The 14,388-nt window shown below is 51.1% G+C and carries 14 protein-coding genes; 13 read left to right on the forward strand and 1 reads right to left on the reverse strand.

Annotated elements, in window-relative coordinates; all coding sequences use genetic code 11:
• The 4 genes from fdx to sseB all read left to right on the forward strand — a co-directional run bounded on the left by fdx (position 1) and on the right by sseB (position 2,958).
• Positions 1-336 (forward strand): ISC system 2Fe-2S type ferredoxin, encoded by a 336-nt coding sequence (fdx, locus tag J1C60_RS05080; RefSeq protein ID WP_128175971.1) that lies wholly within the window; start codon positions 1-3, stop codon positions 334-336.
• A 62-nt stretch (positions 337-398) separates the two neighbouring features.
• The gene (gene iscX / locus J1C60_RS05085; protein ID WP_128175973.1) at positions 399-599 is read left to right on the forward strand and encodes a Fe-S cluster assembly protein IscX; all 201 of its coding nucleotides are present in this window, start codon (positions 399-401) and stop codon (positions 597-599) included.
• Positions 600-807: 208 nt separating this feature from the next.
• Positions 808-2,094: an aminopeptidase PepB gene (pepB, locus tag J1C60_RS05090; RefSeq protein WP_128175975.1), complete on the forward strand. Its 1,287-nt coding sequence runs from the start codon at positions 808-810 to the stop codon at positions 2,092-2,094.
• A gap of 87 nt (positions 2,095-2,181) precedes the next feature.
• Complete coding sequence (gene sseB / locus J1C60_RS05095) at positions 2,182-2,958, forward strand: enhanced serine sensitivity protein SseB (RefSeq protein WP_128175977.1); 777 nt, start codon at positions 2,182-2,184, stop codon at positions 2,956-2,958.
• A gap of 76 nt (positions 2,959-3,034) precedes the next feature.
• On the opposite strand, the gene sseA is transcribed toward sseB, so the two are convergent.
• Positions 3,035-3,883, reverse strand: a complete 849-nt coding sequence (gene sseA, locus J1C60_RS05100) for a 3-mercaptopyruvate sulfurtransferase (protein ID WP_128175979.1) — start codon at positions 3,881-3,883, stop codon at positions 3,035-3,037.
• Positions 3,884-4,243: 360 nt separating this feature from the next.
• On the opposite strand from sseA, the gene ndk reads away from it, so the two are divergent.
• From ndk to der, 9 genes are all read left to right on the forward strand, one after another.
• Positions 4,244-4,675 carry a nucleoside-diphosphate kinase gene (ndk, locus tag J1C60_RS05105; RefSeq protein ID WP_128175981.1) on the forward strand — a complete coding sequence of 144 codons (432 nt, stop codon included), beginning with the start codon at positions 4,244-4,246 and terminating at the stop codon, positions 4,673-4,675.
• Positions 4,676-4,864: 189 nt separating this feature from the next.
• Positions 4,865-6,034: a dual-specificity RNA methyltransferase RlmN gene (gene rlmN, locus J1C60_RS05110; RefSeq protein ID WP_128175982.1), complete on the forward strand. Its 1,170-nt coding sequence runs from the start codon at positions 4,865-4,867 to the stop codon at positions 6,032-6,034.
• A gap of 95 nt (positions 6,035-6,129) precedes the next feature.
• Positions 6,130-6,864 (forward strand): type IV pilus biogenesis/stability protein PilW, encoded by a 735-nt coding sequence (gene pilW, locus J1C60_RS05115; protein ID WP_128175984.1) that lies wholly within the window; start codon positions 6,130-6,132, stop codon positions 6,862-6,864.
• Positions 6,854-7,900, forward strand: a complete 1,047-nt coding sequence (rodZ, locus tag J1C60_RS05120) for a cytoskeleton protein RodZ (protein ID WP_128175986.1) — start codon at positions 6,854-6,856, stop codon at positions 7,898-7,900. Before pilW ends, rodZ begins: the two co-directional genes overlap by 11 nt.
• Positions 7,901-7,939: 39 nt before the next feature.
• Positions 7,940-9,064 carry a flavodoxin-dependent (E)-4-hydroxy-3-methylbut-2-enyl-diphosphate synthase gene (ispG, locus tag J1C60_RS05125; RefSeq protein ID WP_128175988.1) on the forward strand — a complete coding sequence of 375 codons (1,125 nt, stop codon included), beginning with the start codon at positions 7,940-7,942 and terminating at the stop codon, positions 9,062-9,064.
• A gap of 334 nt (positions 9,065-9,398) precedes the next feature.
• Positions 9,399-10,673, forward strand: a complete 1,275-nt coding sequence (gene hisS, locus J1C60_RS05130) for a histidine--tRNA ligase (RefSeq protein WP_128175990.1) — start codon at positions 9,399-9,401, stop codon at positions 10,671-10,673.
• A 40-nt stretch (positions 10,674-10,713) separates the two neighbouring features.
• Entirely contained in the window at positions 10,714-11,331 is a 618-nt protein-coding gene (locus tag J1C60_RS05135; protein ID WP_128175992.1) for a YfgM family protein, read from the forward strand.
• Between the two features lie 19 nt (positions 11,332-11,350).
• Complete coding sequence (gene bamB, locus J1C60_RS05140; RefSeq protein WP_128175994.1) at positions 11,351-12,532, forward strand: outer membrane protein assembly factor BamB; 1,182 nt, start codon at positions 11,351-11,353, stop codon at positions 12,530-12,532.
• 343 nt (positions 12,533-12,875) lie between these two features.
• Positions 12,876-14,372, forward strand: a complete 1,497-nt coding sequence (gene der / locus J1C60_RS05145; RefSeq protein WP_128175996.1) for a ribosome biogenesis GTPase Der — start codon at positions 12,876-12,878, stop codon at positions 14,370-14,372.
• The last annotated feature ends 16 nt before the right edge of the window (positions 14,373-14,388 follow it).

Raw genomic sequence — 14,388 nt, forward strand, 5'->3', positions numbered from 1 at the left:
ATGCCGAAAATTGTTTTTTTACCCAATGCCGAACTGTTGCCGGAAGGGGGCGTGTTTGATGCCCAGCCTGGCGATACGATACTCGACGTCGCATTAAGAAACGGTATCGATATTGAGCATGCTTGCGAAATGTCCTGTGCCTGTACGACTTGCCACTGTGTGGTGCGTGAAGGTTTCGATTCGCTGGCAGAAAGTACCGAGCTTGAAGACGATATGTTGGATAAAGCCTGGGGACTTGAGCCTGAAAGCCGATTGGGCTGCCAGGCGCGCGTAACCGATGAAGATTTAGTGGTTGAGATCCCGCGCTATACTGTTAATCACGCGCGTGAACATTAATTCATGATGATGCAACGGGCCGGAGAATATTCGGCCCGTTTTTTTATGTTTGGGGTAGCATAATGGGCCTGAAATGGACCGACAGTCGTGAAATTGGTGAAGCATTGTATGACGCACGCCCGGATACCGATCCTAAAACCGTGCGCTTTACCGATATGCATCAATGGATTTGTGAACTTGAGGCATTTGATGATCAACCCGACGCATCGAATGAGAAAATTTTAGAAGCTATTTTGTTAGTCTGGCTGGATGAGTTCGAATAAAGTCTTGATAGTCAGAGACCAACGAAATCGATAGATTTGCATCCACGTAACGCAAGAACCGTGAACCTGGCGTATTGCGTATAGGCCCAGCGGTATTCTCAACGCACATGGCATAAGCCGTAGCGATGCTGCAGCCGTAAATACGCCAACAAAAAGGCGCGGGGCAAGCCTCCGCCGCATAACAAACAGATAAATAGGGAGCCATGCGATGACAACACATTCAATGAACATCACTCTGTCAACGGCAGCGGCTGATGCACGCTGGGGTGAAAAAGCGATCCTCAGCAGCAATGATACGGGTATGACAATCCACGTAACCGGCGACGAAATACTTGCCACCATTCAACGCGCGGCACGTAAGCTCGACGCTCAAGGTATCCGCAGCGTCACGCTAAGTGGCGGTGATTGGGACCTGGAAAAGAGCTGGGCATTCTGGCAAGGCTATCGGGGGCCGAAGGGTGAGCGCACTGTTGAATGGGCGCAACTGAGTGACAACGAACGTAGTGAATTTGATAACCGATTAAAGATTGTCGATTGGGTACGTAACATTATTAACCTGCCAGCAGAGGATCTGAGCCCTTCAAAACTGGCGCGAAGCGCAGTCGATTTATTGGCTGATGTTGGCGGTGAGAGCGTCAGTTATCGCATTACTAAAGGTGATGATCTGCGCGAGCAGAAATACATGGGGCTCCATACCGTCGGGCGCGGTTCAAGCCGCAATCCTGCGCTGCTGGCACTGGATTTCAACCCAACCGGTGACGAAAACGCCCCGGTCTATGCCTGCCTGGTGGGTAAAGGTATTACCTTTGATACCGGTGGCTATAGCCTGAAGCAGAGTGCTTTTATGGATTCCATGAAGTCCGATATGGGAGGTGCAGCGACCGTAACGGGGGCGCTGGCGCTGGCAATCAGCCGCGGACTTAAAAAACGCGTGAAACTTTATCTTTGCTGCGCCGATAACATGGTAAGCGGTAATGCATTCAAGTTGGGTGATATCATTCACTATCGCAACGGTAAAACCGTTGAGGTGATGAACACCGATGCTGAAGGACGATTGGTCCTTGCCGATGGTCTGATTGATGCCAGTGAGCAGAATCCGGAGTTGCTGATTGATGCGGCAACGCTAACGGGGGCTGCAAAAACTGCGCTGGGTAATGACTATCATGCACTTTTCACGTTTGACGATGCGTTAGCGCAATCGGTCATGGCAAGCGCTTCCAGCGAAAATGAGGCATTCTGGCGTCTGCCGCTGGCTGAATTTCATCGTAGTCATCTACCGTCGAACTTTGCGGATTTGAATAATATTGCAAGCCCGGCACACTCCGCGGGTGCCAGTACTGCGGCGGCCTTTCTTTCACACTTTGTCAAAAATTATCGTCGGGGTTGGTTGCACATCGATTGTTCAGCAACCTACCGCAAAGGTGCGGTAGACCAGTGGTCAGCCGGTGCTACAGGGTTGGGTGTGCGAACCATCGCCAACCTGTTATTGAAATAAGCGGGTGCGCCATCCTGGCGCAGGAGTCAGTCAGGGCGATAGGCTATCGCCCTGACTAAGTACCGGTATGAGATTGTGGGTTAACCGATGACAGAAACTAACAGTCGCCTTGAAGAAGTCTTAAAGCTGGCGGCAACCGAACCGGCACATCGTCCGGAGTTTTTCGCTTTGTTAATGCAGTCCAGCGTCTGGGTGCCGGGCGAAAGTACGACGCAGCAGCTGGATGCGGATACGCCGGTGGATTTGCAACACTGGAAGAAGTCTGACGGCAGCAGCATCATTCCTTTTTTCACTTCTGAGTCGGCTATGGCACAGGCTATCAGCGATGAGCAGGCTTATGTGATGATGCCGGTGCGTACGCTATTTGAAATGACGCTGGGTGAGACGCTATATCTTAACCCCGAGCTGCCTGCAGGAAAAGAGTTCACTCCGCGCGAAATCGCCCATTTATTGGGGGAAGAGGGGAGTGCATTGAGCCAGCAAACGGTGCTTGAAGGAGGAACCTCACTGTTGCTGTCAGAGATTGCCGAGCCTCCGTCGCAGATGATCGATTCGCTTACGCAACTCTTCACTAAGCACCGCGAAGTGCGTCGAGCCTTCGTTGCCCATATCAGAGAGTCGGCTGATGATGCGCCTAATTTATTAATTGGCATCGAAGCCGACAGCGATATAGAAAATATTATTCAGGCTGCCGGTAGTGTTGCTACCGATACTTTGCTTGATGATGAACCTGTGGATATTTGCCAGGTTGTAGAGGGTGAAAAGGGGATCGGTCATTTCTTTACCGCGCACATCACCCCGTTCTATGAGCGTCGCTGGGGCAGTTTTTTACGCACCTTTAAATCGGGTGAACGCATTATTTAGGGAATGCCCGTCCTACGTCGAGCGGCCCGGAAGGTCCCGATGAACTTACTGATATCAGTGCATCGGGGCTCTACTTTCAGGAAGGTTTGATGCCCGGAAGATCATTCCTGCTTCCCCATTCTCCCCAGGACCCGTCGTACAGTGTGACGTGATTCGCCCCAAGCGTCAGCAGGGCTAGAATAATCACGACGGCCGTCACGCCGGAGCCACAGCTGGCAACAATGGGCTGTTGGATATCCACCCCATGTTGTTTAAAAATGGCCTCAAGTTCTTTATTCGGTTTCAGCTCGCCGTTAATCACCAGTGCATTCCAGGGCACGTTCAGGCTGTTGGGTATATGGCCGCGATGCAGGCCCGGACGTGGTTCATCGACCTCACCGTTAAAACGGTTTTCCGCCCGTGCATCAATAATTTGTTCGGTGCCTTCGTGACTAATTAACAACACATCGGTCAGGCGACGTACCTGCGCATCATCGTAACGAGCGTCGAAATCCGCTTCCGGCAGTTGTACCTGACCGGTTTCAAGCGGCAACTCTGCGTGTTGCCAGCCTTGTAACCCCCCCGCAAGAATGGACACTTGCTCAACGCCAAATGCACGCAGCATCCACCAAGCACGTGGGGCCGAGAATAGATTTCCTTCATCGTAAACAACCAGATGCTTTTCATTACTGATACCGGATTCTCGCATAGCCACGGCAAAAGCTTCAGGACGAGGCATCATATGTGGATAGGGGCTGGTATGATCGGAAAGTGATTCAATATCGAAAAACGGCGCTCCCGGTAAATGACCGGCAAGATATTCAGCCTGAATGTCGCGGGTTTTTTCCAGTCCCGGTGGCAGCATACGGGCATCAATCACCTGAACATCTTCATTGTGAAGGTGTTCAGCAAGCCATTCAGCAGAAACAAAGTAAGAGGTTGTCATAGTGGCCTCATCAGCGTTTGGTATAACATGAGTGTCGGCGATCTTTCGGTTCGTCACAAGGCAAAAACAGCTCAGATAAATGATTTTAAATGAAATTGAAGCGGTGCCCGTTCGACCTTTGTTGTCTGCTCTGGCTCCGTTGCCGGGGAGATATCGATCGTCGCCGTCTTGTAATCTGAGCTATTTAGTGTACTGGCGCGGCATAAAGCATATTTGTCGCGATAGTGATCATAAATTTTCAATAAATTGTTGCAGCTCTGATAGGCAAGGGCGCTTCATCCCCCTATAATCTGCGCCGTTTCTCAGGCCGGTATAACAATATCGAACCGGCTTAATTTGGATGTTAAGACAGAGGTCAACATGACAGTAGAACGTACCTTTTCCATCGTTAAACCAAATGCGGTGGCAAAAAACGTAATTGGTGCTATTTACAACCGTTTCGAAAGCGCAGGTTTTAAAATTGTTGGGGCAAAAATGTTGCACCTGACCAAAGAGCAAGCTGAAGGCTTCTACGCTGAGCATGCGGGCAAACCCTTTTTTGACGGCCTGGTTGAGTTTATGACCTCAGGCCCGGTTGTGGTGTCAGTGCTGGAAGGCGAAAATGCCGTTCAGCGTCATCGCGATCTGATGGGAGCGACGAATCCAGCGAACGCCCTCGCAGGTACTCTGCGTGCTGATTACGCTGACAGCTTCACGGAAAATGCAACTCACGGTTCAGATTCAGCAGAGTCTGCCGCGCGTGAGATTGCTTACTTCTTTGGCGAAGGCGAAATTTGCCCGCGCACGCGTTAATGAGTGACCGGATTGCCGTTTAGTCAGCGACGTTGACAAATTTATCAGGTCAACACGCTGCCTGTAATAGCATCCAGGCAAAGATGTTTGTACAATATGCGCCCTTGATGAGCATGCTCAACCTGGGCGCTTATTTTTTATCATTCATCCCCCGTGCCATAACGTGTAATAACGAGGCCAGAGAAATTTATGTCAGAACAGATTGTGACGTCAGCGTCCGAAACTCCCGCTGTTGCCCCCGCAACAAAAGCAAAAATTAACCTGCTGGATCTGAACCGTCAGCAGATGCGTGAATTCTTCCTTTCTCTTGGTGAAAAGCCTTTCCGAGCCGATCAGGTTATGAAATGGATTTACCATTATTGCAGTGATGATTTCGATCAAATGACCGATATCAATAAGGTGCTACGCGGTAAGCTGAAAGAGCTGACCGAAATTCGTGCACCGGAAGTTGCCGAAGAGTTACGCTCTGCGGATGGCACCATCAAATGGGCCATCCGCGTTGGCGATCAACTGGTTGAAACGGTTTATATCCCGGAAAAAGATCGGGCGACGCTCTGTGTTTCCTCCCAGGTTGGTTGTGCGCTGGAGTGCAAGTTTTGCTCAACGGCACAGCAGGGTTTCAACCGGAACCTGCGCGTTTCAGAAATTATTGGTCAGGTCTGGCGTGCGGCGAAGATTATCGGTGCATCGCGTGTTACCGGCCAGCGTCCTATCACTAACGTTGTGATGATGGGGATGGGGGAGCCGTTACTTAACCTGAGTAACGTGGTGCCTGCCATGGAGATCATGCTGGATGATTTTGGTTTTGGCCTTTCCAAACGGCGTGTCACGTTGTCAACTTCGGGCGTAGTACCGGCGTTGGACAAGCTGGGCGATATGATTGACGTAGCCCTTGCCATTTCCCTGCATGCGCCGAATGATGCGGTGCGTGATGAAATCGTACCGATCAACAAAAAATACAATATTGAAACTTTCCTGGCGGCAGTGCATCGCTATTTGAGCAAATCGAACGCCAATCAGGGGCGCGTTACCGTTGAATACGTCATGCTGGACCATGTAAACGACAGCACTGACGATGCGCACCAGTTGGCTGAAGTATTGAAAAATACGCCATGTAAAATCAATCTGATCCCCTGGAACCCCTTCCCCGGGGCGCCGTATGGACGTAGTTCAAATAGTCGTGTCGATCGCTTCTCTAAAGTATTGATGGAATATGGTTTCACTACCATCGTTCGCAAAACGCGTGGCGATGACATTGATGCGGCTTGTGGGCAGTTGGCCGGCGATGTTATCGATCGTACCAAGCGTACTCTGCGTAAAAAAATGGCCGGTGAATCAATATCTGTGAAAGCGATCTGAAACCTGAAATTTATTGGTTTTTCAGGAATTATTCGGTATTGGCCTTGATGTGTTTGGAGTAAGATACCAGGCTTCATAACATCAGGGAGTGAGTTATGCGGAAGGGATTATTCTGCGGCCTGCTCTGCATGTTTCTTGTAAGTGGTTGTGTCACAAAAAGTGAGAGAACCACTTCAGTGCAGGGGCGGTTACAGCTAGGGTTAGCTTATCTTGCTCGTGGGGATTACGTTGCTGCACAGCGTAATCTTCAACGTGCCGTGGCGGCCGCGCCGGAAGATTATCGTACCCAACTGGGTATGGCCCGTTTACATCAGGCGATGGGCGACCAGCAGGCGGCGCAGCGAGGTTATCGTAAAGCCTTGCAACTCGCGCCGTTAAATGGTTTTGTGGTTAACAATTACGGTGCGTTTCTTTGCAGTTTAGGGCAGTATGATGCGGCACAGCAGCAGTTCAGACTGGCGGGAAATTTGCCGCAGCCCGGCGCCAGAGCGGATAGCTTTGACAATGCGGGTTATTGTTATCTGAATGCAAGGAAAGTGACACTTGCGCGTCAATCACTCGCGCTTGCTATCACTGCCGATCCACAAAAAGGAATGCCTATGCTGGCCGAAGCCGGAAGGCGATTTGGAAAGGGAGAACGTGCTCAGGCGCAACTCTTATTAGATGTATATCAACACAGCCAGCCTGCTTCTGCAGAAAGCCTGTGGTTAGAGATTCGTTTCGCCGCGTTAGATGAGCGCACTGATGACGTTAATCGTCTCGGCATGCAGCTGGCGCGAAATTTTCCACAATCGATACAGTACCAGCATTTTTTAGCTAATGAATACTGAAGCCACTCAAGATAAATCTACAGCAAACTCCACGGGTGAACGCCTGCGCGTTGCTCGTGAACAAATGGGCCTTACGCAGCAGAACGTTGCTGAACGTCTTTGCCTTAAACTTACGACCGTCCGCGATATTGAGGAAGACAAATCACCTGCTGATTTGGCGTCCACCTTCTTGCGTGGTTATATCCGCTCTTATGCGCGTTTGGTGCATGTGCCTGAAGAAGAGCTGCTGCCGATGATGGCAAAGCAGGCGCCAGTGCGTGCTGCTAAAGTGGAGCCGATGCAAAGCTTTTCACTGGGTAAGCGTCGCAAAAAGCGTGACGGCTGGTTAATGATCTTTACCTGGTTGGTATTATTCGTCGTGGTTGGCCTGACGGGCGCCTGGTGGTGGCAAAATCATAAAGCCGCGCAGGACGATTTGGTCTCAATGGCGAATGATAATGCTGAATCAAATGGCGATAACAGCCAATCTATCGCACTGTCAGATAACAGCGGCAATGTGGATGCGGGTGAAACCCCGAATGCCGTGCAGATGCCTGGGCAAAGTGACGCAAATGTGGCCGCTAGCAGCGCGAATAATGCAGCGACTAACGGTGCAGCACCGGGAACCACGACTCCGGTAGCAAATAGCGCCGCACCAGCCAGCCCTACATCTGCGGATAATACTGCTAACGCGGTCGTGTCTCCCTCTCAGGCCCCGACGGATGAGCGTGTGACGTCAGCCGCGAGTGCACAACTGTCCAATGGTCAGTTACCAACAGGCAATGCCGAAGTCAGTGCGTCAGCCGTTGATCCTAATGCTATCGTCATGAACTTCACCGCCGATTGCTGGCTTGAAGTGACCGATTCCGCAGGGAAAAAACTGTTCAGCGGAATGCAACGTAGCGGTGGTAAACTCAGCCTTGCCGGTACCGCGCCTTACCGCGTTAAGATAGGCGCACCGAGCGCAGTACAAATTCAGTACCAGGGTCAACCTGTTGATCTGAGTCGTTTTATTCGTAGCAACCAGGTTGCTCGCCTGACTTTAGGTGCGCAATAACGCATCTTCTCTGGTCTCGAGTAATTATGGAGAAAGAATATGCATAACGAAGCGCCGCCCATCACCCGTCGGAAATCAACACGGATTTACGTCGGCAAGGTGCCTGTGGGCGACGGCGCACCTATCGCCGTCCAGTCCATGACCAACACGCGTACCACAGATGTGGCCGCGACAGTCAGTCAAATTAAAGCGTTGGAACGTGTGGGCGTGGACATTGTTCGTGTTTCGGTCCCGACCATGGACGCTGCTGAAGCGTTCAAACTTATCAAGCAACAGGTTGATGTTCCGCTGGTTGCCGATATTCACTTCGACTATCGCATTGCGCTAAAAGTCGCGGAATATGGCGTTGATTGTCTGCGAATTAATCCCGGCAACATCGGCAATAACGAGCGTATTCGTCAGGTTGTTGACTGTGCCAGGTACAACAATATCCCTATTCGTATCGGTGTAAACGCGGGATCGCTGGAAAAAGACCTGCAGGAGAAATATGGTGAACCAACGCCGCAGGCTCTATTAGAGTCGGCGATGCGGCATGTGGATCATCTTGATCGCCTTAACTTTGACCAGTTTAAAGTTAGCGTGAAAGCGTCTGACGTATTTCTTGCAGTGGAATCCTATCGCTTACTGGCAAAGCAGATCGATCAACCTTTGCATCTCGGTATTACCGAAGCGGGCGGTGCGCGTGCCGGCTCGGTGAAATCTGCGATTGGTTTAGGTCTCCTGCTCTCTGAGGGCATTGGTGACACACTGCGTATTTCACTGGCGGCCGATCCAGTTGAAGAGGTTAAAGTTGGTTTCGATATCCTGAAATCATTGCGTATTCGTTCGCGTGGCATCAACTTTATCGCGTGCCCGACCTGTTCCCGGCAGGAGTTTGATGTTATCGGAACGGTGAATGCGCTGGAACAGCGCCTTGAGGATATCATCACGCCAATGGACGTTTCTATCATTGGCTGTGTGGTAAACGGACCGGGTGAGGCGCTGGTTTCGACCCTTGGCGTTACGGGCAGCAACAAGAAAAGTGGCTTCTATGAAGATGGCGTTCGTATGCGCGAGCGTCTCGACAATGATGATATGATCGACCAGCTTGAGGCGCGTATTCGAGCCAAAGCCTCGATGATGGATGAAAGTCGCCGTATTGAGGTTCAGCAGCTCGAAAAGTAATCGTATCAGTAGGCGTTCTCGTTTACTGATGACCGCGAACCTATCCGGTGCCTCCTTCATAAGGTAAGATGCCGGACAGGTTTTTTTATACCCATTGTATTTCAAATTGCAGGTTTGTTGTCTGCACTCAGTCCTCATGGATACTTACCTGAGTAAGTTCCTGAAGGCTTACGGGTTTGCCGCTTCCCTGTAGTCCGAATTATTTGGGATATCAAGATGCAGATATGGTGTTTCGGTGCAGGTAATTTATCTGGTGCAAAACAGTGGCAACCAGATTGCGCCGGTTAAAATATTGCGCGCACTGTCCAGTGTAGCCAATGTAGGGAGATAATGAGTGGCAAAAAATATTCAAGCTATCCGAGGTATGAACGACTATTTACCTGCTGATACGGCTATCTGGCAGCGTATTGAAGGCACGCTAAAACAGACGCTTGCAGGATATGGTTACAGTGAAATTCGTTTGCCGATTGTAGAGCAGACCCCGTTGTTCAAACGCGCAATCGGTGAAGTGACCGATGTGGTTGAAAAAGAGATGTACACCTTTGAGGACCGCAATGGTGAAAGCCTGACTCTGCGTCCTGAAGGCACGGCGGGCTGTGTGCGTGCCGGCATCGAACATGGTCTGCTGTACAATCAGGAACAGCGCTTGTGGTATATCGGTCCCATGTTCCGCTATGAGCGTCCTCAGAAGGGGCGTTATCGACAGTTTCATCAGTTGGGTGTGGAAGTGTTTGGTCTCCAGGGCCCGGACATCGACGCCGAACTGATTTTGCTGACCGCTCGCTGGTGGAAGGCGCTGGGCCTTGCCGATCACGTTGCGCTGGAGCTTAACTCTATTGGTTCGCTGGAAGCTCGGGCGAATTATCGTGATGCGCTGGTGGCTTTCCTGGAGCAACATAAAGAGGCTCTGGATGAGGATTGCAAACGGCGGATGTATAGCAACCCACTTCGCGTACTTGATAGCAAAAATCCAGAAATACAGCAGCTTCTGAATGAGGCGCCGGTCCTGAGTGACTACCTGGATGATGAATCACGTGAGCATTTCAGCGGGCTTTGTGCGCTACTGGATGCCGCAGGCATTTGCTATACCATCAACACGCGGCTGGTACGTGGCCTGGATTATTACAACCGGACGGTATTCGAGTGGGTCACTAACAGTTTGGGTGCTCAGGGTACGGTATGTGCAGGTGGACGTTATGATGGCCTGGTGGAGCAATTGGGTGGACGTGCCACCCCTGCGGTAGGTTTTGCCATGGGGCTGGAGCGTTTAGTCTTGCTGGTTCAGGCGGTTAACCCTGAATTTGAACCGACACGCATTGTCGATGTCTATCTTATCGCTTCCGGCCAGGATGTGCAGTCCGCTGCCATGATTCTGGCTGAAAAGCTGCGTGATGCTTTGCCTGAGTTGCGATTGATGACTAACTACGGCGGCGGTAACTTTAAGAAGCAATTTGCTCGTGCGGATAAGTGGGGCGCTCGCGTTGCACTGGTGCTGGGCGAAGATGAAATGAAAGCCGGCCAGGTAGTAATAAAAGATCTGCGCACGGGCGAACAGCAAATGTTGGCGCAAAGTGAGGCTGCTACGGCTATCTCATCGCTTTTAAAATAAGTTCAGCGCAGCAGGATCACAAATTAAGGAGAAGGATTGCGTGGAAATCTATAGCAACGACAACGATCAGGTTGATGCACTCCGTCGTTTTTTTGCCAGCAATGGTAAAGCGCTGGTAGTGGGTGTCATTTTAGGTGTAGGCGCGCTGGTTGGCTGGCGCTACTGGAGCACCCATCAGGATGGGAATGCGAAAGAGACTTCGGCCGCCTATCAACAGGTGACAACCGCGCTGGATGCCAGTAAGCCCCAGACGTTAGAGGCGGTAAGTCAATTTGCCAACGATAACAATAATACATATGGCGCGCTGGCCTCGCTGGATTTGGCGAAACAGTATGTGGATCAAAACGAACTGGATAAAGCGGCGACTCAATTACAGAGTGGATTGAAGGATACCCAGGATGCCAATCTGCAGGCGGTTATGAACCTGCGCCTGGCACGTATTCAGCTGCAACAGAAAAAAGCCGATGAGGCGATTAAAACCCTCGATGCTGTTAAAGGTGACGGATGGACGGCGATCATTGCCGATATCCGTGGCGAAGCGCTGTTAAGTAAAGGCGATATTCAGGGTGCGCGTGATGCGTGGAGTAAAGGTATCGCTTCAGATACTTCTCCTGCATTGAAAGAAATGATGCAGATGAAAATGAATAACTTAGGTTAAGCCATTCAAGAGAGAGCGCATGGAATTACGTAAATACCTGCTGCCCGGGCTGATTTCAGTCACGTTACTCAGCGGTTGTTCGCTGTTCAGCGGCGAAGAAGATGTAGTGCAAATGGCCCCGTTGCCTAAAGTTGAAAATCAATTTACGCCGGAAAAAGTGTGGAGCACTTCTGTCGGTGATGGTATCGGTGATTACTACTCCAACTTGCACCCTGCATGGCAGGACAGCACGGTGTTTGCTGCCGATCGCTTTGGCCTCGTTAAGGCGCTGGATGCTGCCGACGGCAAAGAGAAGTGGAAAGTCGATTTGTCTGAAAAAACCGGCTTCCTCTCCAGCAACCGTCCTGCACTGCTCTCCGGCGGCGTGACCGCGGCGGGTGAACATATCTACATCGGCAGCGAGCGTGCGCAGGTTTATGCACTAAATAGCGCTGATGGTACGATTGCCTGGCAAACCAAAGTCGCAGGCGAAGCGTTGTCGCGTCCGGTGGTCAGTGACGGATTAGTCCTGATTCATACCAGCAACGGTATGTTGCAGGGGTTAGATCAGAGCAGTGGTACGATAAAATGGTCGGTTAACCTTGATATGCCAGCACTTTCGCTGCGTGGTGAATCCGCACCTACTGCTGCATTTGGTGCCGCAATTGTTGGGGGAGACAATGGCCGCGTTAGTGCGGTGATGCTTAATCAGGGGCAGTTGATTTGGCAACAGCGTATTTCCCAGCCAAGTGGCGCGACGGAAATCGATCGCCTGAGCGATGTTGATACCACGCCGGTTGTGGTCAACGGCGTAGTATACGCGCTGGCATATAACGGTGATTTAACCGCGTTGGATCTTCGTTCCGGTCAGGTGCAGTGGAAACGTGAAATTGGCTCGGTCCGTGATTTAATCGTGGATGCAGGGCGTATCTATTTGGTCGATCAGAACGATCGCGTGATCGCGCTTAACGTTGATGGCGGGGTTTCTGTCTGGCGTCAAAGCGATCTGCTGCATCGTAACCTGACTTCGCCTGTGCTGTATAACGGCTACCTGGTGGTTGGTGATAGCGAAGGTTATTTACACTGGATCAATACCAGCGATGGTCGTTTTGTGGCACAGCAAAAAGTAGACAGCTCGGGTTTTCAAACGGAACCGGTGGTTGCCAGCGATAAGCTACTTATTCAGGCAAAAAACGGTAAGGTGTACGCCTTTACGCGCTAATATTTTAGTTTGGGTATACGCAAGATCATTCAGGCTATGTTGTGATGTAAATTGAAAACGATGTAGCTCGAAGTGTGATGTAGTGGTATGCCTGTTATAGCGGCTCCTGACGATCGGGGGCCGTTTCGTTTTTTAGTGGGCGTGTTATCCTTAACGCCTTCAGCCTGAACAAAACGTATAAATCGTATACCTCCACGACTATCGGGCAGCAGCCAGCGCAGGCATCCCCCGCTTACGCAAGTAAGTGACCAGGGTGACAAAGCGCAGCCAATAATCCTGCAGCTTGAAGTATGACGGGTATAATGACGTCAGGCGTTTAATTTCTTAGTCATGAGGCTTCAATATGGTACCTGTGGTCGCGCTGGTAGGGCGTCCCAATGTGGGAAAATCCACCTTATTTAACCGTTTAACGCGTACACGAGATGCGCTGGTGGCGGACTTTCCTGGGCTGACACGCGATCGCAAGTACGGTCGTGCCGAAGTAGAAGGGCGCGAATTTATTGCTATTGATACCGGCGGTATTGATGGTAACGAAGAGGGCGTTGAAACGCGTATGGCCGAACAGTCTCTGCTAGCGATTGAAGAAGCCGACGTGGTGTTGTTTATGGTGGATGCTCGCGCGGGCCTGATGCCGGCCGATCAGGCGATTGCCAGGCATTTGCGCTCGCGTCAAAAACCCACCTTTCTTGTCGCTAATAAGACCGATGGCCTGGATGCTGACTCTGCAGTAGGTGATTTTTACTCGTTAGGGCTGGGTGACATCTATCCGATTGCCGCTTCACACGGGCGCGGAGTAACCAGCCTGCTGGAAACTGCGCTTCTGCCGTGGATGCAGGTTGTTGATCCTCAGGAAGTGAGCGAAGAAGACGAAAACGAAGCCTACTGGGCGGCGTTAGCCGCCAAAGAGCGTGGCGAAGATCCGGAAGCAAAAGTTGAGGAAGAGGATGATTTTAACCCTCTTGATCTGCCCATCAAGCTGGCGATCGTTGGCAGGCCCAACGTTGGTAAATCCACGCTGACCAACCGTATCCTGGGTGAGGATCGGGTGGTGGTGTTTGATATGCCCGGTACCACGCGTGACAGTATCTATATTCCGATGGAACGTGACGAGCGCGAATATATTCTCATTGATACTGCGGGTGTGCGTAAGCGCGGTAAAATCACCGATACGGTTGAGAAATTTTCGGTGATCAAAACGCTGCAGGCGATCGAAGATGCTAACGTCGTGATGCTGGTAATTGATGCCCGTGAAGGGATCTCTGATCAGGATCTATCGCTGCTCGGCTTTATTCTCAATAGCGGGCGCTCACTCGTGATTGTTGTCAACAAGTGGGACGGCATGACGCAGGAGGCCCGTGATGAAGTCAAAGAGATGCTTGATTTCCGTCTCGGTTTTATCGACTTCGCACGTATCCACTTTATCTCCGCCCTGCACGGTAGCGGCGTAGGTAATTTGTTTGAGTCCGTAACCGAGGCCTACGACTGCTCTACACGTCGCGTGAACACCTCAATGCTGACCCGGATTATGACCATGGCGGAAGAGGATCATCAGCCACCATTGGTTCGAGGCCGCCGCGTGAAGCTGAAATACGCGCATGCTGGCGGGTATAATCCGCCGATTGTGGTGATCCACGGTAACCAGGTGAAAGATCTACCGGACTCCTACAAGCGCTATTTGATGAACTATTTCCGCCGTTCACTGAACGTGATGGGCACACCCATTCGTATTCAGTTCAAAGAGGGTGAGAACCCGTTTGCCGGAAAGCGTAACTTGTTGACGCCAAATCAGCAGCGTAAACGTAAGCGTTTGATGTCACATTTGAAAAAAAATAAGCGTTAACTCGCACAGGGCCGCT

Origin of the sequence: [Pantoea] beijingensis (assembly GCF_022647505.1) — a bacterium.
Lineage (GTDB): Bacteria > Pseudomonadota > Gammaproteobacteria > Enterobacterales > Enterobacteriaceae > Erwinia > Erwinia beijingensis.